This is a genomic window from Acidobacteriota bacterium (genome assembly GCA_016195325.1).
GTDB lineage: Bacteria > Acidobacteriota > Polarisedimenticolia > JACPZX01 > JACPZX01 > JACPZX01.
This window is the reverse complement of sequence record JACPZX010000101.1, coordinates 81,953-102,730: the sequence shown is the minus strand read 5'-3', so window position 1 is coordinate 102,730 and position 20,778 is coordinate 81,953. Positions and strand designations below refer to the sequence as shown.

Genomic DNA, 20,778 nt, shown 5'->3' with positions numbered 1-20,778 from the left:
GGGGATCGCTCCCGAAACCGGGCGGTTCCTGTATCATGCGCGGCGTCGTGGAGGACCGCCGATGCCGCTCCGCCCGGGCCTGAAAGCTTCGACCATCGCCGTTCACGCGGGATCGCGGCTCGATCCGTCGACCGGGTCGCCCACGCCCCCCGTCTACCGCACGTCGGCCTTCGCCTTCGAATCGATCGACGAGATGATCGAGACGTTCGCGGGCCGAAAGCAGCGATTCATCTATTCGCGATACTCGAACCCCACCGTCGTGGAGGCCGAGGAGCGTCTTGCGGCGCTCGAGGGGGCGGAGGGCGCCGTCGCGTTCTCCTCCGGCATGGCGGCGATCACCGCCTCGCTGATGTCGGTCGTCTCCGCCGGCGATCACGTCGTCGTCCAGCGCGATCTGTACGGGGGCACGACCCGCCTCCTCGAGAGGGTGTTCACGCGGATGGGGGTGGAGCTCACCATCGTCGGCACGGAGGAGCTCGAGAGCCCCGGTGACCATCGCCGGCCGAACTCGAAGGCCCTCTTCTGCGAGTCGCCGACGAACCCCACGCTCCGCGTCCTGGATCTCGACGCGACCTGCCGCCGCGCGCGCGAGGCCGGCCTGATCGTCATCGCCGACAATACCTTCGCGACGCCGATCCACCAGAACCCTCTCGCGGCCGGGGCCTCCTTCTCGATCCACAGCGCCACGAAGTACCTCGCCGGCCACGGCGACCTCATCGCGGGAATCGTCGCGGCGAACGGGGAGCACCTGGCGCGCCTTCGCGATCTCCGCATCGAGCTGGGAGGCTCCCTCGATCCCGACGCCGGATGGGTGCTGGCGCGATCGCTCAAGACCCTCCCTCTTCGCGTGCGGGCCCAGAGCGCCAACGCGATGGCGATCGCAGCGCGCCTCGAGTCGCACGCGGCGGTCGCGAGAGTTCACTATCCGGGCCTCCCGTCGCATCCCCGCCACGCCGTCGCGCGCCGCCAGATGCGAGGCGGGTTCGGCGGCATGCTCTCGTTCGAGCTCAAGGGGGGGGAGGGGGCGGCCCGCCGGTTCGTCGAGGGGCTCTCCCTCGTGCGGCTCCTGCCGACGCTCGGGGGCATCGAGACGAGCGTGTCGCTCCCCGCGTTCTCGTCGCACTTCTCCCTCTCTCCCGAGGCGCGGGCCGCCGCGGGCGTCACCGACGGCCTCGTCCGTCTCAGCCTGGGGATCGAGGAGACGTCCGATCTCGTCGAGGAGATCGATCGCGCGCTCGCGAACGTCTGAGGGGAAAGGGGGGGAGGGAGAATGTCGCGCCGCGCCGGATGGGTCGTCCTCGTCGTCGCTCTCGCCGCCTCGGTGTGCCCCGGGACCCCCGCCGCAACGCCCGGCGCCGAGAGGATCGCCGCGCGAGCGCAGCCGTGGGATCGCCTTCTCCCGGCCTCGAGGCGGTGGAAGCCCGCGCTCGACGGCTCGGCCGTCCTCGATCGGGAGACCGGTCTCGTCTGGGAAATCGCCCCGGACACCGCGTCGATCTCGTGGGTGACCGCTCCGTTCGTCTGCCTCGGGAAGAGCGTCGGGGGGCGCAAGGGCTGGCGGCTTCCCGCCGTCGAGGAGCTCATGTCCCTCATCGACCCGTCCGCGGCGAGCCCCAGCCTGCCCGCCGGCCATCCCTTCGTGGGGATTCAGCCCGACGTCTACTGGACCGCGACGAGCGTCGCCGGGATCGGCGGCGAGGCCTACGGCGTCTCCCTCGCCGACGGCGGCCTCTTCGACCAGGCGAAGAGCACGCTCTCGCGCTTCTGGTGCGTGCGCGGAGGCTTCGGCCATGACGGGATGTAGGGGTTGAACGCCCTCCCGCTGATCCTCGGCGTCCTGTGCTGTCTCGCGATCGCCTACCGCTATTACTCGGCCTTCCTCGCGACGAAGGTGATGTGCCTCGACGATGCGCGCGTGACGCCGGCCCACGCGCTGAACGACGGGCAGAACTACCACCCGACGCCGAAGTGGGTTCTCTTCGGGCACCATTTCGCCGCGATCACGGGCGCCGGCCCGCTCATCGGGCCGGTCCTCGCGGCGCAGTTCGGCTTCCTTCCGGGCCTCCTGTGGATCGTGATCGGCGTCTGCCTCGCGGGGGCGGTCCAGGACTTCGTCATCCTCAGCGCGAGCGTGAGGCGCGGCGGGCGATCCCTCGCGGAGATCGCCCGCGCCGAAATCGGGCCCGTCGCGGGGCTCACGACGGCCTGCGCCATCCTCTTCATCGTCGTGATCGCCCTCGCGGGGCTCGGGCTGGCGGTCGTCAACGCGCTGAAGGACAGCCCGTGGGGGGTCTTCACGATCGGCGTCACGATCCCCGTCGCTCTGATCATGGGCGCGTGGATGAAGCGCGGGCACGGCGGAGCGACGGTGCCCGCGACGGTCTTCGGCGTGACGTGCCTGCTCGGCGCGGTCATCGCGGGGGCGTTCATCCCGGGCTCGGCCATCGCGCCGTGGTTCACGTTCGGGAAGGACGGCATCACGTACCTGATCGCCGCGTACGGCTTCATGGCGTCGGTGCTGCCCGTGTGGCTCCTCCTCGCGCCCCGGGACTACCTCTCGACCTTCATGAAGATCGGCACGATCGCCGTCCTCATCGGCGGCGTCCTCGTCGTGCACCCCGACCTGAAGATGCCCGCGATCAGCCAGTTCGCCGCGGGAGGAGGACCGATCATCCCCGGCAAGCTCTTCCCGTTCGTCTTCATCACCATCGCCTGCGGGGCGATCTCGGGCTTCCACGCCCTCGTGGGATCCGGGACGACGCCGAAGATGGTGATGAAGGAGAGCCACTGCCGGACGATCGGTTACGGGGCGATGCTGATGGAGGGAGTCGTCGGGGTCGTCAGCCTCATCGCCGCGTCGAGCCTTTACCCCGGCGACTACTTCGCCGTGAACGTCGCCCCCGACAAGTTCGCGGCGCTCGGGATGGCGACCGTGAACCTCCCGCATCTCGCGCAAGCCGTCGGCGAGAACGTCGCCGGGCGCACGGGGGGGGCCGTGAGCCTTGCCCTCGGGATGGCCCAGATCTTCTCGGGGATCCCGGGGATGGGCGGGCTCATGTCGTACTGGTACCACTTCGCGATCATGTTCGAGGCCCTGTTCATCCTCACCACCATCGACGCCGGCACGCGCGTCGCGCGGTTCATCCTCCAGGAGCTTGCGGGCCGCGTGTGGAAGCCGATGGCGCGCACCGACTGGATGCCGGGGACGCTCCTCTCGAGCGCCGCCATCGTCGTCGCGTGGGCCTGGTTCATCCTCAACGGGAGCATCACGAGCATCTGGCCGATGTTCGGCATCTCGAACCAGCTCCTCGCCGCGACGGCCCTCTGCGTCGGGACCACCGTGATCATCAACTCGGGCCGCGCGCGGTACGCGTGGGTGACGGGGCTCCCGCTCGCCTTCGTCGCGACGACGACGCTCACCGCCGGCTGGCAGAGCATCTTCGACAACTTCCTTCCCCTGGCGACGGCCGGCGGGCAGCCCTTCCTCGGCTACCTGAACGCGACCCTGGCGGCGGTGATGATGGGGTGCGTGGGAGTCATCATCCTCGATTCGATGCGGAGGTGGATCGCCGTGCTGCGGGGAGCAGCGGGTCCTCCGCCGGGCTAGGGGTGTCCGAAGACGTCCCTGAGGAGGCTCGTGACGCGGGCCGCGGGGTCGGTCCGGATCTTCCTCTCCTCCTCGCCGAGGACGAGGAAGATCCCCGCGAGCGCCTTCGAGACGACGTACTCGTCGAGGTCGAACGCCTCCCGATGGACCAGCGGGAGCCGGTCGTATCGCGAGGCGATCTCGTCGTACTGGCGAGACACCCCGACCTCTTCCATCGCCTGCTTCACGGCCGGAGCGAAGGCGGCGGTGAGGGGCGCGGTCGTCTTCGCCCTGAAGTACTCGGTCGCGGCGGTGTCGCCGCCCGAGTAGATCCGCCGCACGTCTTCGAAGGTGATCTTGCGGATCGCGCCCAGGAAGATGTTTTTCGCGGCGGGGGCGGCCCTCTCGGCCGCCCGGTTCATGCCGAGCACGAGCTCGTCCACCTTCTACGAGAGGCCGACGGTACGGAGCCCCTTCTCGACGGGCTTGAGCTTCTCCGGAATCAGGATCTTGATCGCTTCGTTCCTGAAGTAGCCGTCGACGGTGCCCGTGCGGCCGACCGCGTTCGCCGATCCGACCTTGAGGGCCTCCTTCAACCCCTTCGCGATCCTGGAATCGCGGGGGGACGACTCGTTTCCGAGAAGACCGCCGAGGCCGGAGGCGCCGGCGTCGCGTGCGAGCGCCCCGGCCAACAGGAGACCGCAGACGACGAGCCGGAGATACCTGGAGTGGCGCGGAGCCATCGAGTCCTATCTCGCCGGAGCCGGAGAGGGATTGAGCGTCGCGACCAGCTCCACAGGCGGGGGAGGGGCGGGCAGGAAAAAGACGTGCTCGGTCGGCAGGATGGAGTGGTAGAAGGCCTTGGCCGATTCCTCGTCGAAGGTGACCCGGACGGCGGCCGAATGAACCACCGGTGTCTCGGGCCTTCCGCCCCCGGTGAGATGGCGCAGGGCGGAGGCGAAGGCCGCCAGCGCCTCCGAGAAAGTGCCGCGGATCTTCTCCCAGCGCGTCTCCCTGGGCACGGTCCGGATCTGGATCGTGACGCTCCCCTCCAGGGCCACGTCGTAGTTCGTCGGAGCGTCGACGCCGAGGATGCCCGCGTCCGAGTGAACCGGCCCGGCGTTCGGATCGGGGCCGGTGAAGTTGCTTCCGTTCGCGTCGGGCGCCGAGGCGGGAGGCGGCTTCAGCTCGGGGGGGCCTCCCGCCTTCTCGAGGACCTCGACGGGGTTCGGGGCCAGCGAGTGAAGCGCGGCCTGGGAGATCGGTTTCCCTTCATCGCCCAGAACCTCTATCGCGTCGGCGTGGTAGATCTTGTGCGCTTTGCCGCGGACGCGGAACTCGATCGCACGGCTCTGGAGATCGACGAACACGTACGGCGCCGGCGTGCTGGCGTACGACAGCTCCGTGGTGAGCTGCTGGTTCTTCCACGTGAGCGCGCGCTTCTCCTCGATGAGGGATCGGACCCGGTCCATCGCGGTGTCCGCTCCCGCGCGCGGCGCGGAGAGCGCGAGCGCGCAGACGGCGGCGAGAGCCAGCGCGCCTCGCAGCCGGTTCCGGCCCGGGCGATCAGACAATGTACACCTTGGTCCCCGGCTTCACGGTCTTGAAGAGGTACTCGAGATCCTTCGAGCCCATGCGCACGCAGCCGTGGGTCACGTGCAGCCCGAGCGCCCGCTCGAAGAGGGTCCCGTGGATGAGGTATCCCTGGCCGAGATCGAGCGCGTAGTCGCCCAGGACTCCTTCCTCCATCCGGTCGTCGCGGCTGTGCGGGATCCCCTCGCCGGTCTCGATGAACGCCCAGTCGGGCTTCACCCATATCGGATCGGTCGTCTTCCCCCGGACCGTCAGCTCGCCGCGCGGCGTGTCGAAGACCCACGAGCGCGGCGTGTTCGGGTCGGCGAGGCGCACGCCGGATCCCGTGGAGCAGACCGCTTCGCGGAGGATTTTCTCGTCCTGCATGACGAAGAGCTTGTCGGCGCCGACGTCGATGACGACGTACAGCCCATGGGGTCGGACCTTCGCCATCTTCTCTTCGAGGCGCTTGTTCTGAGATCGGAGCGCCTTCACGTCCTTGTCGAGGGACGCGGCGAGCGCCTCGATCGATCGCGAGTCCTCAGGCACCGCGACGAGCTCGACCGACGGCGGACCCTCCCCGCGGCGCGCGCCCATCCTGAGGGCGACGAATCCGGCGGCGAGGCCGAGCGAGGTCGCCACCAGCAACAGGGCTACGCCCGCGAGACGACCCGTCCTGCGAGCGGGCGCCGGCGCCGCCGGGCGCGGCGCGGAGAGCCTTTGCCGTGGCGGCGGCAGGCGGGTCACCGCCTCTCCCCCCTGCGGCTTCCCGAGCGGCGGGATCTCGGCGCCGGGCCGTCCTGTCGCTCGGCGGTCACCTCCGGACGGCCGTCGCGGGCCGGCTGGATCTCCAGCCAGTTGTCACCCTCGTAGCCGACGATGGTGATGGGGGTGCCGACCGCGACCAGCCGGAACAGCTCGTCGATGTCGTCGTTGTCGAGCGCGATGCACCCCTCGGTCCAGTCCTGGAAGCGTCCCCCCTCGCCGTGAACCTCGATCAGCCCGCCGATGCGCGCGCGGCGGGGAAGCAGGCCGCGCCGCTGCGCCTCCGCGAACTGCGCGCGATCGCCGTCGTTCGGATAGTTGATGAGGAGCGCGCGGTGCCAGTGCGTCTCGCCGAGATCCTTCTTCTCGACGATCCGGTAGCGACCCTCCGGAGTCGCCTTGTCCCCGGACACGGTCTTGTCGGCGCTGCCGTTGAGCCCGAGCTCGGCGCGGTACGTCCGCACGACGCGCCCTCCCCGGATGAGAGTCAGCGTGTGCCTCAGCTTGTCGACCAGGATCGCGTGGTCTCCGGTCGCCTCGGATTCGCGGACGGTGTCCCGGATCCAGCGCCGGTAATCGGCCATGCGATCGCTCCCGGCGAAGCGATCGATGATCCGGGCGAGCGTCTCCGCTATCAGCGCCGTCTCCTGCGCCGCGGCGCCCGCCCGCTCGACCGCCGGCGCGAGATCTCCGCGCTTGCGGAGGGTCACCGCTTCCTCGACGAGGACCCGGGCGTGCATCAGGTCGGAGCGCGCCCGCGTGCGCGGGGGGAGGTAGCTGAAGATGAAGTTGAGGTTCTGGATGGAGGCGCGCGCGTCGACGAGAAGCGCCTCGGCCCTGGTCGCGAGATCCGACTTCCGGGAGATGGAGAGCTGGCGCGCGAGGCGCGCCCGGGCGAGAGCCGTCTCGAGCTGGGTGATCGCCGGATCGTAGTCGCGCGCGGGCGACCACCGCTCGCCCTCGAGATCCATCGCGAGCGTTCCCGCGCGATACGCCGCCTCGGCGCGCCCGAGGAGATCGCCCGCGTAGGTGTCGGCCTCCGCATCGCGCGCCGCCTGGATCGCCCCCTTCACTTCGTACTTGAGCAGCACGGGGGCGTCCGCGCACGCGGTGGTCGCGAGGACGAGGGCCAGCAGGAGGAGCGATGGGAGCGCGCGGGCTTGCGTGAGGAACGTCTGTCTCAAATCCGCGCCTCCACCGGTTCGCCGCGGCGAGCGGCGCCTGGATCCCGCCGCGCCGTCGACCGGCGCGGCGGGATCCAGGGTCACGTGGAGTCGGATCTTACTTCTTGCCGCCCTTGTGCGCACCCTTCTTGGCTGCGGCCTTGGCGGTGGCTTCGTCGAGCTTGGCCTTGATGTCGTTGGCCTGGTTCTTGACGGTGTCAGCCTTGGCGGAGACCTCCTTGTAGGCCTCCTGCCCCATCATGTTCTTCGCGTCGCCGATCGACGTGTTGAGCCCGTCGAGGTCCGACTTGAAGAGCTCGAGGTCGGCCTTCGTGTCCTTGGTCTTCGGGGCCGCGTCGAGCGCCGCCCGGGCCGCCGTGATCGCCGCCTCGGCCTCACCGAGCTTGGCCTCGGCTTCCTTCTTGGCGGCTTCCTTGTTGTCGATACCGGCCTGCTTGGCGCGGTCGGCCGCGTTCTTGGCGTCGCCGAGCATCTGTTTCGCCTTGTCGTAGTTGCGCATCAGCGCGAATCGGTTGTTCTGTGTTTCGATCTCTTTGTTCGAGTCATCGAACGCCTGCTGCGCGGACCGCCACTCGTTCGGCGCCCACTTCTCGGCGATGGTGCGGGCATTGTCGAGCGCTTGCTTGGCCGAATTCTGCTCCTCGACGGGGGGCTTGGCGCAACCGACGACGAGAAGCGCCAGGGCCACAACAGCACCCACCGTCACGAACCGCTGCATCTTCATCTACTTCGACCTCCCTAGACGCCCCCGCGCTCGCGAGGGCTTCCGGACATACAAGAAACGTTACGAAAGAAAGATATCAGACCTCTGGCTTCCTGAACCGATGAACACGTCCTCTCGAGTCTTGCGGCCTGTCGACCTCCACGAGTCTCGTGATTTCCGCCGAGCCCGCGGACGGATCTGCGGAGCCCTGAACTTCAAGGGTGTGAATCGGAGCGGGGGGCGCGTGCGGGAGCCGCCTCTCCGAGTCCATCGACACCTTCTCTTCCCCGCGGGTGCCTACCCGCGAGGCAGGATTCGGTTGAGGGAACTTTCGTCCCCCCGCGACAAGGGCGCGTATAATACACGCCGCTTTCGGGCGGCGTCAACATCCGTGGGGCTCCCCGCGGGCCGGCCTCTCAGCGGGGTTTCTCATTCTCCATCAACAGGTTGCGTCCACCGGGCGGCTGCCCGCGATGCCGGCAGCCCGAAGGGATTGCGGGGCCGGACCGTCCCGGCCGGTGGGGGGGGTGGGTTGGAGGCGGCGATCGGAATTGAACCGATGTATGGAGGTTTTGCAGACCTCTGCCTTACCGCTTGGCTACGCCGCCTCAAAAGGCAAAGGCAAAGAGATCCTCCGGACCTCTTTGCCAGCGCGTCGAACTTGAAGGTCAATATGGTGTGGTGGAGCGGGAAACGGGAGTCGAACCCGCGACTTCGACCTTGGCAAGGTCGCACTCTACCACTGAGTTATTCCCGCACCGGCGGTGATCTATACACAAGGTTCTTCGGGGAGTCAAGAATCCGATGAGGTCCCGCATCGCCCTGGCGCTGGTCTTTCTCTGCATGCTTCCTTTCTTCCACATCGGCCGGCGCGTTCTGTGGCCCCCCGACGAGGGGCGGTACGCCGTCATGACGCGCGAGATGGTCGCGTCCCGGGACTACGTCGTCCCCACGTACGCCGGGGTGCCGAACATCGACAAGCCGCCGCTCTTCGTCTGGGCGGGGGCCGAGGTCAGCCGACTTTTCGGCGGCGTCAGCGAGACGGCCGTGCGGATCCCCTCGGCGGTCGCGGCGGTCATCCTCCTGCTCTCGACCTTCGTCATCGGGGCCCGGCTGTTCGATCCGGTCACGGGGGCCCTCGGCGCGGCGATCTTGGGCACCTGTGGGCGCGTGCTGCTCTACTCGCAGTGGTGCACGACCGACATGCTCCTCTCGTCGATGATCGCCCTGGCGCTCTCGATGGCCGTTCTGGGGAGGGTGACGCCGTGCGAGTCGGATGCGAAGCCCACTCTTGCGGCGGGAGGAATTGCCTTCATGGCGGCCTGCGCCCTCGCCGTGTTGACGAAGGGACCGGTGGGGGTCGTCGTCCCCGTGGCCGTGATCGGCGCCGACCTCGCGCTGGCGTGCCGGCGCGGTCTTCGAGGTCTGATTCCCGCGGCGCTTCGCGTCGCGAGGCCGTGGGCGATTGGAGGGGTCGTATTTTTCGCTATCGTCGCTCCCTGGTTCATCCTTCTGAAAGCCCGCCTGGGCGCGCACGGGCTGCGCGAGATCCTCTTCCATCAGAACGTCAGCCGCTTCCTCGACGCGTGGAACGGGCAGCAGCCATGGTACTTCTACTTCGAGGCCCTGCCGCTCGACTTCCTCCCGTGGACGCTGTTCCTCATCCCCGCCGCGCTCCCGGTGGCACGGCTCGACGCGGATCATGCCGCCGCGTGGAGGCTCCTCCGGACGTGGTTCGCGGTCATCTTCGTCTTCTTCTCCGCGGCGTCGGGAAAGAGCCCGGAGTACCTGATGCCGCTCCTGCCGGCCGCCGCCCTCCTGGTCGCGAGGGTGATCGTCCTCGCCTCGGGTCGGGGGGGGGCGCCGGCCGCGGCTTCGTGGCTCTCCCACCGGCTCCGCGATCTGGCCATCCTGCTCGCTCTCGCCGCCGCGGGAGGGGTGGGCTTCCTCCTCGTCGCGCGCCGCGACGTGCTGCCCGGCGCGGGCACCGCCGTGATGGTTGCGGCGGGGCTCGTCCTCGCGGGCGCCGCCACCTGCGCCGCCGGCATGGCGCGCGGCCGCCCGATCGCGGGCGCGGCCGCGCTCGTGATCGCGGTGGCGGTGGTGCGCCTCGGACCCGGGCCGTCGCTGATGGACGCAGGCAACCGGCTGAACATCGCGCCGCAGGTGGGACACGAGCTCTCGCGCTACCTGCGGCCCGGGGCCCGCGTCGGGGTCGGGAGGAAGGGAGCCGACTACATCCTGTACTATGCTGATGTGCCGGTGACGCCGCTGGATCGCCCGAGCCGGGTCGAGAGCTTCCTGAGAGAAGGGCCGGACAACGCGGTCGTGCTGAGAGCGCGCGAGTATCGGGATCTCGTCGATCGCATCGGATCGATCTCCCGCGTGACGGCCCGATTCGGGGACGACAGCTCGGGGTACGTGCTCGTGACGGCGACGGGCGCCGGAGGGTGAGACGGATGGACAACGTGAACCGCGAGTCGGATCTCGGCGCGCAGGCGCTGGATCGGGACGGGCTCTCCGTCGTGCTTCCCGCGTTCAACGAGGAGGAGAACATCCTCGCCACGGTCGAGGCGGTTCGCTCGGCGGTCGAGAAGCTCACCGGTAACTTCGAAATCCTCGTCGTCAACGATGGCTCGCACGACGGGACAGGATCGATCGCCGACGCCCTGTCGCGCGAGGACCGGCGGGTTCGCGTCATCCACCATCAGGAGAACCGGGGGTACGGCGCGGCGCTTCGCAGCGGGTTCACCGCGATGACGAAGGGGTTCTGCTTCTACACCGACACCGACGGCCAGTTCGATCTCGCGGAATTCCCGCGTCTTCTGCCGCTCCTTCCGGGCGCGGACGTCGTCACGGGGTTTCGGGAAAACCGCGCCGACCCGTTCCACCGGCGTCTCAACGCCGCGATCTACAAGCGGATGCTGGGGGCGCTCTTCGGCCTGAGGGTGCGCGACGTCGACTGCGCGTTCAAGGTCTACCGGAGCCAGCTCCTGAAGGATTTCGATCTCGCGTCCAACTCCATCTTCATATCGGCGGAGGCGCTCATCAAGGCTGCGCGGAGCGGATGCGTGATCCGAGAGGTCGCGGTGACGCACTTCCCGCGGGCGCACGGGAAGCAGACGGGGAACAGCCCGGCGACGCTGATCCGGGCTCTCCGCGAGTTCGTCAGGATCTCCCCCGGCCTGCGGGCGACGCACGGCCGGCGGACACCCTCCGGGCCGGGCGGCGACAGCTGACGCGGGCGGGGATCTCAGGTCCGGAACGCGTCCTCTGTGTGGCGTACCGCGAGCGCGCCGTCCGGCGCCGCGTCCACCGCGATGACGTCGAACCGGCAGTCCTGGTCGTGCAGGCTGCGGGCGGCGAGAAACGTGCCGGCCATGAGGGCGAGGCGCCGCTGCTTGGCAGCGGTCACGCTCTCCTCGGGCGCGCCGTGGCTGGCCGAGGTCCGAGTCTTCACCTCGACGAAGACCAGCGTGTCGCCCTTCACCGCGATGATGTCGATCTCCCCGAGCCGGGTCCGAAACCGCCTCGCGAGGATCGCGTAACCGCTTCGCTCGAGATGCCGGGCCGCGGCCTCCTCGCCGCGCAGCCCGAGCTCCGGCCGTGGGTCGTCCATGCGTTCGCTCCCTTCTTCGTGATGCGGTCGGCAGGGGAGCGTCAGGTGGAGCGCTTGAATCGGACTCCGCCGGGGGTGTCCTCGAGCGTGATCCCTCGTTCGAGCAGCAGCTTCCTGAGGCGATCGGCTTCGGAGAAGTCCCTGCGCCGGCGCGCCTCCTGCCGCGCTTCGACCAGCCCCGCAAGCTCCGGCGGGAGCGCGGCGTCCTCGCGCGCTCTCACGCCGAAGACGCGCTGAAATCGTCCGTACAGATCGACGGCGGCCCGGACGCCGCCGGGATCGACGCCGCCCCTGTCGAGCGCGGCGTTGACGGTGCGGACCATCTCGAAGATCGCTCCGAGCGCCTCGGCGGTGTTGAGGTCGTCGGCCAAAGCCTCTTCGAAGGCTTCGGCGTGCGCGCGCACCCGCGGTTCGAGCCCGCCGCCGTCCGGCGCCGGGGGCGAGGTCCCGGTCCGGTGCGATTCCGAGTCGAGCCGCTCACGAAATGCGTCGAGGCGCTCGAGAGCCTGCGCCGTCTGCTGCACGCCCTCGATCGTGAAGTTGAGAGGCTTGCGGTAGTGCGACGACAGGAGGAAGTAACGGATGGCCCGCGGATCGAGGCCCCTCCCGACGAGATCCCGGAGCGTGTAGAAGTTCCCCTTCGACTTCGACATCTTCTCGCCGTCGACGACCAGGTGCGCGCAGTGCATCCAGAGCCGGACGAACGTCGCGCCCGTGGACGCCTCGCTCTGCGCTATCTCGTTCTCGTGGTGCGGGAAGATGTTGTCGACGGCGCCCGTGTGGATGTCGAAGGACGGGCCGAGGTACTTCATGCTCATCGCGGAGCACTCGATGTGCCATCCGGGCCGCCCCTCGCCGATCGGGGCCGGCCAGGAGGGCTCGCCCTCTTTCCCGGCTTTCCACAGGACGAAGTCGCGCACGTCGTCCTTCTCGTACTCGTCGCTCTCGACCCGGGCCCCGGCCTGGATTCCGGCGGGATCGAGACCGGAAAGGCGCCCGTACGGCGCGAAGGTGTCGATCCGGAAGTACGTCGAGCCGCCGCTCTCGTACGTGTGCCCCTTCTCCGAGAGTGAGCGGATGATGTCCAGCATCTCCGGCACGTGATCGGTGGCGCGCGGGTACATCTCTGCGCGCTCGATGCCGAGGCGATCGATGTCCTCGAAGAATCCCCGGATGTACTGATCGGTGTAATCGCGGAGCGAGAGTCCGGCGGCCAGGCTGTTCCGGATCGTCTTGTCGTCCACGTCGGTGATGTTCATCACCTGCGTCACGGCGAACCCCCGGTGCTTCAAGAACCGTCGAAGGAGATCCTCCCAGACGTAGGCCCGGAAATTTCCGATGTGGGCGTGGTCGTAGACGGTCGGGCCGCACGTGTACATGCGGACGGCGCCGGGAATGAGCGGAAAGAAAGCCTCCGTGCGCCGGGTCATCGTGCTGTGAAATCGGATTGCGGGAGTGGAAGTCATGGCAGGCTCGGACTCTACGGCGCGGCCTTCGCCATTGTCAAGAATGCGGCCCCGGGGTCCGCCGCCGCGGCGCATGCCCCCGGCGTGCCGCCGGGGGGCTCCGTCAGGAGGGTTTCCTGACGCGGAAAATGACGTCGCGATCCGTCGTCTGCGACGCGAGGGTGTCGGTGACCTCGATGCGCAGGATGTACTCGCCCGGGGGCCAGTTCTCGAGGGGCAGCGAGTAGCCGTGCGCCTCGGAGTTCTGGCCTTCGAACGCGATCCGGGCGACCTCCTTCAGCTTTTCTCCGTCGGGGGCGAAGAAGATGTACGCGACGTTCAGCTTCGGCCGGGACGTGGCGGGATCCGGCGTCGCGCCGTACACCTGGTAGTAGAAGGCGAGATCGTCCGACGCCGAGAACTCCTGCCCGAGCCTCGGGACGACCATCAACGTCCCGATGACGAAGGGCGCGGTCGAGCCCGCGCTCTCCTGCGGCACCTGATCGAGGGAGGAGGCCAGCGCGACCGTGCTGATTGTCAGCCCGGAGCTCGTGAAATCCGGAGCCGTGAACGCCGTGTCGCTGTTCCCCGTCCGGCCGCTGACTTCGTCGAGGACGGTGATGCGCGCGACGTACGACCCGGGCGCCAGCCGGGCGTGCGCCTGGAAGATCAGGTCGTCGTCGAGTCCCGCCGTGTCGTTCCCGGGCGCCGGCGCGAACTCGACCTCCGCGCCTGCCGGCATGGCCGGCGCCGTGGCGGTCGAGTCCAGGAGCCTCGCGAAGGCCCTAATCGCGGGCTTCCCGCCCGTCGGAGACTCGCGGAAGGTCACCGAGGTGCTCCGAATCGCCACGTTGAAGAGCGTCTGGGTCTCGCGGCCGGTCGTCTTGAAGAAATCAGCGCGGGCGCGAAAGGGGAGAGCTCCGAAGAACTGCCGCGTGTTGACCTCGCCCTTGAGCGTCCACTCCTTCGGCGGCTGCTGGAGCCGGCCCAGGATCATCGTCAGACCGAGCGGCGACTCGAACGCGGGGCCCCCCGCTTCGCGAATCACGGGATCGGTGAGTCCGATGCGCTTCTTGTAGGCGTCCATCAGGGCCTGCCGCTGAATCTCGAATATCTTGAACTGGCCCATGGGGGGCTGGGGGTTGGGGAGCCCCTCCCAGACATTCGCCAGCTTCGTCGGCTCGGCCGTCAGGCGGTATTCACTCGTGCTGTCCTGCGCGAAGGCGATGACGGTGTTCGGACCGGCCTCGGTGCTGAACCCGCCGATCCTGGGGCTGTTGCGGTACGTCCAGACGATGGTCCCCCGGCTGCCCTCCTGGACCTCGTTGCGCCGGATCTCGTCGGGCGGACCGAAGAGGATGAAGATCTTTCCCATGTCGGAGCGCCATCCCGGGCGCGGGTTGTCCCTGCCGAACTGGCTGTTGGCGCTGCGGACCCGCTTCCAGAACTCGGCCCGGTACTCGTTCCCCGGCGTCTCCGGGGTGGGATCCCGTCGTCGCCAGAAATTCTCGATGAAGGCGCGCCGGTCCTCTTCCGTGCGGAGCGACTTGAACTCGACGTCCTCCGCCCGCGTGATGATGTACCGGACCGGTCCCTCCCGCCATTCCTCGGTGGGCTCATCGCCGACGTGCGTCTTCGACGTAGCCGCCGGGGACGTGGCGAGGCATGCCGCGAGGGCTGCCATCGCGCACGGTGCGGCGAGGATCCGGAGCCGGGAGGGGCTCGATTCCCTGGCTCGGGGCATGAGCGGCACTCCCCGTCGCTACTTCACGACGCTGAAGGCGATGGCGGCGGTCGCGGACTTCGCGGCGATCAGGTCGTCGACCTTGAGCAGGACCTGGTACTCGCCCGCGGGCCACTGCGGCGCGACGGTGACCGAATAGGCCTGGACGTTGTTGTTCACGACCTGCTCGATCGGCTTGCCCCCGAGAATGATCGGCTTCGTCTTCTCGATCTTCTGAAAGGTGTACGACACCTTGATCTTCGGCTGCCCCGACGCCGCGTCGTTGGCGGTGTTGTAGATCTGGTAGTAGAGCCATACGTCCTCTCCGGCCTTGAACGAGGGGCGGGGGGACGGAAGGACCTTGAAATTCCCCAGCACGTAACGCGCGGTGGCGTCGGCCGGAGCCGCGAGGCGCTCCACCTTGCGGGCGAGAACCACGGTGCTGATTCCCAGGTCCGTCCCGTGGAAATCGGGGACGACCAGATCCCTGTTCAGAAGGAATCCCGCCTCGCCGCTGTTCGGGTCCTTCGCCACGACGGTGAACGAGTACTTGCCCGGCGGAAGATCGTGCGCCGCCTGGAAGACGACCTCGCCGCCGGTCGCCGAGTTGGCCGGCGACGGCGCGAACGTGTCCTCCCTGTCGAACTTCGCGACGACCTTGTCCTCGGGGCCCGTGATCCTCGCCGCGACGATCGGCGTGAGGTTGCCGCTCGTCGGCTTCTTGATCGCGAGCGTCAGCGTCCCCATCGTTCCCGCGTCGGCCGTCTTGAAGAAATCGAAGCGGTAGAAGATCGGGAGCTTCACCGTGGGGGTCACGCCGGAGAAGAGCTCCTCCATGAGCGCCTGCTGCGGAGTGGGGGGCGCCGCGGGCGGCTCGGGTGCCGGGGCCGCCGGCGGTGGCGGCTCCGGCTTCGGCGGCGCCGCAGGGGCCGGCGCCGGCAAGGGAAGCGGAGTCACTCCCGTGAGCCGCGGGTCTGTGAAATCGAACTTCGAGAGCAACCGGTACTCGCCGGTCGTCTCCTCCGCGAGCTCGATCTTCAACGGGACGACGGCTCCGGGAACCACCGGGCGCTCGAAGATGAACGTCGCTTTCCGCCGCGGCCCGGATCCTCCGGAATCCGCGGGGCCGCCCGACGCCGGGCCGCCGGGGCCCTGCCCTCCCGCATCCCCGGAGCCCGACTCGTGCACCTCGATCTTGTCGGGTGGCCCCAGCAGGAGCACGGTCCTCCCTCGATCGTCCTCCCATCCCTTGCCGTTGTGCCCGCCGAAGCGCTGCTCGATCACGGTGAGGCGCTTGACGAGCAGATCCTTGAACTCGTTGGCGGGGGTCCCGGGAGAGGGGTCGCGCCGGGCCCAGAACTGATCGACGAACGCTTTGCGCTCTTCGTCCGTCTTCAGCTTTCGAAACTGGGCGTCCTCGTCCCTGGTGATCAGATACCGCGCGGGCCCCTGCCTCCACTTGCCGTCCGCTCGATCGAGGAGAGCGGCTGGATCCCCGGGGGCGACGTCGGCGTGCGCGGGGAGGAAAGTCGTAGCCAGGAGTGCTGCGAGACCTAGGAGCCTGCGGTGCCGGACCATGTCGTTCGCTCGCCTCCGCGCGTACAAGAAAAAAGGGGCCACGTTGCCGTGGCCCCAGCATAGTCGTTGGAAGGGAGCGGTTTCTAGAAGTTGAACGAGACCCCGAGCTCCCAGAAGCGGCCGAAACGACGCAGACCCTGAGGCCCGCCCTGAAGCCCAACTCCGTTGAACGAGGAGACGCGGTAGGCGCTGAGGGTCAGGTCATCGTTGTTGAGGATGTTCTGAACTGCGAACTGCGCCGACGATTGCACCTTGCCGACGCGGAATCGCTTGATGACCTGCGTGTCGAGCGACCAGTAGTTGCCGTTGCGCTGGTCGTTTCTCGTCCCCGTCGGGTAGAAGGTGCGGAAGCTGACGTTGCCCGCGTTGTCCTGGTCGACCGTCTGGGAGATGACCGCGTACGGCGTTCCGCCTTCCCAGGTGATCGTTCCTCCCAGTTCGACGTCTTTCGGCAGGTGCGTGCTCAGAATGACGACCGCCCGATGGCGCTGGTCGTAGCTCAGGAAGCCCTTCTCGTGGTCCTTCGTCGACGGGTCGTTGCCGAGCGCCGAGGCGAAGTCCTCGGCGTTGCCGACGGCCTTCGAGTAGGTATAGCTCGCCTGCATCTGCCAGTTCCGGTGGAGGCGCTTGTTGAGCTCGACGGCGACGGACTTGTACCAGGACTCGTTCGAGTTTCCGATTCGGAGGATCTGGTTGAAGTTCGGATTGATGTTGTAGAGGTCCGGCGCGGTGTTCGGGCCGCCATTCACGGGGCTGCCGAACAGATCGTCGCTGAGGACGATCTTCCCGGTCTTCGAGTTGGTGTACAGCGGGCAGACGCTGGAGGAGCTGACGCCGAAGAACGCGGGGTAATCGGTGCAGCGCGCGTGGTTGAAGTCGGTGTCCTGAATGAGGTTCCACGCGAGCTTCTGCGTGAACGTCACCTTCGCGGACCACTCGGGAGCGAGCTCGCGCTCGAACCCCACGGTGAAGGCGTCGGTGTAGGGCGTCTTCAGGTTGCGGTCGATCTGCTCGATCGTGACGCTGGACGTCGATCTCGAAACGGTGTTCTGGTTCAGGACGTGGGTCGCCGGATCCGGCGTGAAGATGTAGGCGACCGAATCGGGGCCGATTTCGTAACGCACGGTATCGAGGAAGAGCCTGTCGTAGTAGCGCCCCCACGTCGAGAAGAGCTTGGTCTTGCCGTCCGCCCACGGATCCCAGGAGAGGCTGAGGCGCGGGGAGAGATTCGTGTTCTTGATCTCGAAGTTCTCGGGGAGCCTGTCCGGAAACGTGGTGTAGAAGCTTCTCCACGGCGACCCGTCCGCGCCCTCGTCGAAGACGCCGTCGAGGTTGGTGTCGTACTTTCTCAGCTTTTCCGGCGTCTGCGCGTCCATCGTGTAGAACAGGTTCTGGCTCGGCTCGAAGTTGCTCGTGAGATTCGGACCACAAACCTGGGACGACGTGTTCCTGCCTCCGGTGCCGGCGCTCGAGACCCGGAGCCCGTCCGAGCACATCGCTTTCACGAGGTCGATTGCCTGCTTCCGCTCCGTGCGCGGATTGAAGAAGGTGAACCCCGCGCTGTCGACATCCTCGCGATCGATGCGCGCGCTGAGCTGCAAGGTCACATTCTGTTTCGGCTTCCACGAGTCCACGAGATAAATGGCCGAGTTGAAGCTGACCGCTCGCTGATCGACGACGACCGGCTGGGCCTGGAATAGCGCCTGGACGCCCGTGACCGCGTTCGGAATCGGGTTACCCTGGGGATCCCGGCACGACGGGCAATCCTTCAGGAAGCTCAGGAAGAACGGGTTCGTGGTCGGCGAGTTCCCGTACGATTCGTTCGCGAACTCGAGGCCGGACTTGATCTGGTGCTCGCCCCAGGCGTCCTCGATCGTATAGCTGAGGTCCGTCTTGATGGCGTCTCTCTTGCGCGAGTCGGAGGACTGGATGTAGTACGGGCCTGTCGTGGTGCCGTTGCTGAGGTTGATGTCGTAGATCGACAGTTTCCCGGCGCTCGGGTCGCAGTTCTGAATGAAGACCGTGCCTCCGACGGAGCACTCCTTGACCGGGTAGAGGGCCTGGAGGCTCACCTTACCGTTGACGCGCGACACGATGGTGTCGATGTTCGTCGTGTGGAAGAGACTCGACACGGGCGTGACCCCAATTCCCGAGTCATAGTGCGTGGCGAGGGTCTCGAGGAGCAGCGTCGGCGAGATGATGGACGTCCAACGGAGCTGGGGGGTCTGGCCGCCCTGCGTGAACGTCGCGTCGGAGTCTTTGTCGGTGCCGAAGTTCAGGAAGAACCCCGTGAACTTGTAGGGATCGTCGTTGTACTGGAGCGCGAGCTTGTTGTCGGAATTGACCTGCCAGGTCACCTTGGCGAACGTGTTGTGTCCCGTCGTTTGCTGGACAATCGTCGCGCCGGAGAGGTTCAGGGGGTTGACCCGGTCCAGGTACTGAATGGACCCGAAGTACCAGATCTTGTCCTTCTTGAGGGCTCCGCCCACCGTGAGGTAGGGGGCCGTGCGCCGCAGGTTGGACTCCACCCTGTTGAACGTGTAGAAGGTGTCCACGTTGTTCGTGGCGCCCTGTCCGTTCAGGAAGCGGCCCTGCCAGAACATCTTGAAGGAGCCCTCGAAGTCGTTCGAGCCCGACTTGGTGATGATGTTCGCGAACCCGCCGTCGGCGCGCCCGTACTCGGCGCTGGCGCCGGAGGTGATGACCTCGATCTCCTCGACGGCGTCGATGTTGAGATTCTGCCCGAAGGTCCCGCTCGCAGGGTCGGTGATGTTGCCGCCGTCGAGACGGTACTGGAGCCCCGTCGATCGGGCGCCTTGAACGTTCGGGTTCCCGTCACCGTCGGTGTCGGTCACCCCGGGCGTGAGGGTCAGGATGTCCTGGTAGTTGTGGCCGATGATGGGCAGCCCCTCGATGAACTCGGTGTTGAACGTGGACGCGGTTTTCGTGCTCTCCGTGTCGACGATGCTTCCGTGGGCCACGACCTCGACGCGCTGCGTCAACTCCTCTTGCGACCGGAGCGTGATGTCCTGCACGGTCGTCTTGCCGGGATCGAGATCGATAGGCCCCAGCTCGATGGGGGCGAACCCCGGGTAGTTGACGTTCAGCGAGTAATCGTTGGCGGGGGGCAGGAGCTGGAACTTGAAGTTTCCTTCGATGTCCGTCATCACGGTCTTCTTCGCGTCGCCGTGAGTCCTGCTGGCCACCGTCACGGGTACGCCCGGGAGGCCCGTGCCCTCGCTGTCCACGACCTTGCCCTTCAGAACCGCCGTCGTCGCTTGCGCGAAGGCTCCGGAAACCAGCAGCGCGGACGCGGCAAGCCACACCGCGACCAGTCGATGGGTCTTCATCACCACCCTCCGAACCAGCTCAGGCCCCGGACAAGGGGTTGGGACTTTCCGGATTGCCGAGCGAAAGCGTTAAGGTATAAGGTCTTACGCACAGGACGGAATTCAGAGCCTTATACCACACACCCACCCGAGCGTCAACGTAATAACGATGTAGCGCCAGCATCGGCGCACCCCATTCCGCCCTCCCCCGGGCGGACCAACTCTTCGCTCGCCTTTGACCCGGATTCGGCCGCGTTGGTTGACGGGATGATAGCCATTCGTCCCTTTTTTATGGGGTATCTCCGACCGCCGCGGGCAGATATGGCGTGATCTGGACCACGAATGCGTCCCCGCCGGCGCCCTGAGGCCGGGCCGGTGCGTTTGGGTCGTCCTCCGGCGTCACGACCCGCAAGGGGAACGAGAGCTCGAAGGGGATTCCGAGGGATACGGTCCGGGTGAACGACGCGTCCACAAGGCGCGGCTCCTTCGAATCCTGCAGGGGGAGGAGGCGTGCGCTGAAGGTCGCGTCGACGCTGATCCACCCCGCCTGCGGCGTCATCGGCCGGAGCGTCAGCGAGATCTCCTCTTCGGGACGCGATGGACCCGATGCCGACGCCTCCCTCGGGGCCGTCCACGACGACTGACACGACACCGGCAGGCCTTCGAGCGTCCTGAGCGCGTGGGTCGAGAGGAGCTCGCGGATTCCTCCCGCCTCGCGGTAGGCATCGACCCGGAATGCGACCTCCCTGAGGTGGGAGGGGAGGGGCGCGCCCGCGGGTGTCTCCTCGTCCGGCCTGAGCAGGCGCAGCGAGAGCAGCAGGCGGCGGTCGCCGGCAGAATCTTCCGCGACCTGGACGAGGTGCGACGATCCGGCCTCGAGCTCCACCTCTTCGAGATTCACTTCGTCGGCCGCCTTGCCCGAGCTCTCCGCCGCGGCGTCGGCCCATAGCTCCACACGCAACGACATCGAGATCCTCGCGACGCCGGGGTCGTCCTTGCCGGGTGCCCTCCGCTCTCGCGGCGTCACACTCACGGCGAAGGCTCCCGGGAGGCCCGGCTCGCGAACGGTCTCCCGCAGGAGGCCGGTCGCGCCGAGCGGGATGCGCGCCCTGTGTTCCGACAGGGCATGCATTCCGTCGGGCCCCGTCAGGAGGAGGCGCGCGAGGAGGAGTATCGTGGTGCCTGTCGCTTCCATTGGCTGTCATCCTATCGCGGTCGGCCCGTCCGGGGAAGCTTTCGGGGTTGCTCGATGGATCGGGCGGCGACGCTTCGTT

The 20,778-nt window shown here is 67.7% G+C and carries 17 protein-coding genes and 2 tRNA genes; 5 read left to right on the top strand and 14 right to left on the bottom strand.

Annotation, left to right across the window (positions count from 1 at the left end):
• The first annotated feature begins 61 nt into the window (after positions 1–61).
• From HY049_17755 to HY049_17745, 3 genes are read left to right on the top strand one after another with little or no spacing between them, the layout of a single operon-like run.
• The gene (locus HY049_17755) at positions 62–1,249 is read left to right on the top strand and encodes a PLP-dependent transferase (protein ID MBI3450744.1); all 1,188 of its coding nucleotides are present in this window, start codon (positions 62–64) and stop codon (positions 1,247–1,249) included.
• A 21-nt stretch (positions 1,250–1,270) separates the two neighbouring features.
• Entirely contained in the window at positions 1,271–1,804 is a 534-nt protein-coding gene (locus HY049_17750) for a DUF1566 domain-containing protein (protein ID MBI3450743.1), read from the top strand.
• A 3-nt stretch (positions 1,805–1,807) separates the two neighbouring features.
• The gene (locus HY049_17745; protein ID MBI3450742.1) at positions 1,808–3,607 is read left to right on the top strand and encodes a carbon starvation protein A; all 1,800 of its coding nucleotides are present in this window, start codon (positions 1,808–1,810) and stop codon (positions 3,605–3,607) included.
• Here HY049_17745 and HY049_17740 read toward each other — a convergent pair.
• The 8 genes from HY049_17740 to HY049_17705 all read right to left on the bottom strand — a co-directional run bounded on the left by HY049_17740 (position 3,604) and on the right by HY049_17705 (position 8,567).
• Positions 3,604–4,029 carry a DUF4197 domain-containing protein gene (locus HY049_17740; GenBank protein MBI3450741.1) on the bottom strand — a complete coding sequence of 142 codons (426 nt, stop codon included), beginning with the start codon at positions 4,027–4,029 and terminating at the stop codon, positions 3,604–3,606. The two genes, HY049_17745 and HY049_17740, sit on opposite strands and share 4 nt — an antisense overlap.
• A 3-nt stretch (positions 4,030–4,032) precedes the next feature.
• Positions 4,033–4,329 (bottom strand): DUF4197 family protein, encoded by a 297-nt coding sequence (locus HY049_17735; protein MBI3450740.1) that lies wholly within the window; start codon positions 4,327–4,329, stop codon positions 4,033–4,035.
• Between the two features lie 6 nt (positions 4,330–4,335).
• Complete coding sequence (locus HY049_17730; protein ID MBI3450739.1) at positions 4,336–5,160, bottom strand: hypothetical protein; 825 nt, start codon at positions 5,158–5,160, stop codon at positions 4,336–4,338.
• Positions 5,153–5,806: a L,D-transpeptidase gene (locus HY049_17725; protein ID MBI3450738.1), complete on the bottom strand. Its 654-nt coding sequence runs from the start codon at positions 5,804–5,806 to the stop codon at positions 5,153–5,155. Before HY049_17725 ends, HY049_17730 begins: the two co-directional genes overlap by 8 nt.
• Before the next feature lie 95 nt (positions 5,807–5,901).
• On the bottom strand, positions 5,902–7,107 hold the full coding sequence (locus tag HY049_17720) for a L,D-transpeptidase (protein MBI3450737.1): 1,206 nt from the start codon (positions 7,105–7,107) through the stop codon (positions 5,902–5,904).
• A 97-nt stretch (positions 7,108–7,204) separates the two neighbouring features.
• On the bottom strand, positions 7,205–7,831 hold the full coding sequence (locus tag HY049_17715; protein ID MBI3450736.1) for a hypothetical protein: 627 nt from the start codon (positions 7,829–7,831) through the stop codon (positions 7,205–7,207).
• Between the two features lie 512 nt (positions 7,832–8,343).
• Positions 8,344–8,418 (bottom strand) — tRNA-Cys (locus HY049_17710).
• Between the two features lie 74 nt (positions 8,419–8,492).
• Positions 8,493–8,567: transfer RNA gene (locus HY049_17705), tRNA-Gly, on the bottom strand.
• A gap of 47 nt (positions 8,568–8,614) precedes the next feature.
• Here HY049_17705 and HY049_17700 point away from each other — a divergent pair.
• A complete protein-coding gene (locus HY049_17700; protein ID MBI3450735.1) occupies positions 8,615–10,264 on the top strand; it encodes a glycosyltransferase family 39 protein in 1,650 nt (549 codons plus the stop codon).
• Between the two features lie 5 nt (positions 10,265–10,269).
• Positions 10,270–11,049 carry a glycosyltransferase family 2 protein gene (locus HY049_17695; GenBank protein ID MBI3450734.1) on the top strand — a complete coding sequence of 260 codons (780 nt, stop codon included), beginning with the start codon at positions 10,270–10,272 and terminating at the stop codon, positions 11,047–11,049.
• Between the two features lie 14 nt (positions 11,050–11,063).
• Here the strand turns inward: HY049_17695 and HY049_17690 are convergent, their stop codons facing one another.
• From HY049_17690 to HY049_17665, 6 genes are all read right to left on the bottom strand, one after another.
• A complete protein-coding gene (locus HY049_17690; protein MBI3450733.1) occupies positions 11,064–11,429 on the bottom strand; it encodes a YraN family protein in 366 nt (121 codons plus the stop codon).
• Between the two features lie 41 nt (positions 11,430–11,470).
• Entirely contained in the window at positions 11,471–12,895 is a 1,425-nt protein-coding gene (locus tag HY049_17685; protein MBI3450732.1) for a cysteine--tRNA ligase, read from the bottom strand.
• Positions 12,896–12,998: 103 nt separating this feature from the next.
• Entirely contained in the window at positions 12,999–14,618 is a 1,620-nt protein-coding gene (locus HY049_17680) for a GWxTD domain-containing protein (protein ID MBI3450731.1), read from the bottom strand.
• 18 nt (positions 14,619–14,636) lie between these two features.
• Positions 14,637–16,175 (bottom strand): GWxTD domain-containing protein, encoded by a 1,539-nt coding sequence (locus HY049_17675; protein MBI3450730.1) that lies wholly within the window; start codon positions 16,173–16,175, stop codon positions 14,637–14,639.
• 83 nt (positions 16,176–16,258) lie between these two features.
• Entirely contained in the window at positions 16,259–19,525 is a 3,267-nt protein-coding gene (locus tag HY049_17670) for a TonB-dependent receptor (protein MBI3450729.1), read from the bottom strand.
• A gap of 268 nt (positions 19,526–19,793) precedes the next feature.
• Complete coding sequence (locus HY049_17665) at positions 19,794–20,699, bottom strand: hypothetical protein (protein MBI3450728.1); 906 nt, start codon at positions 20,697–20,699, stop codon at positions 19,794–19,796.
• Positions 20,700–20,778: the final 79 nt, after the last annotated feature.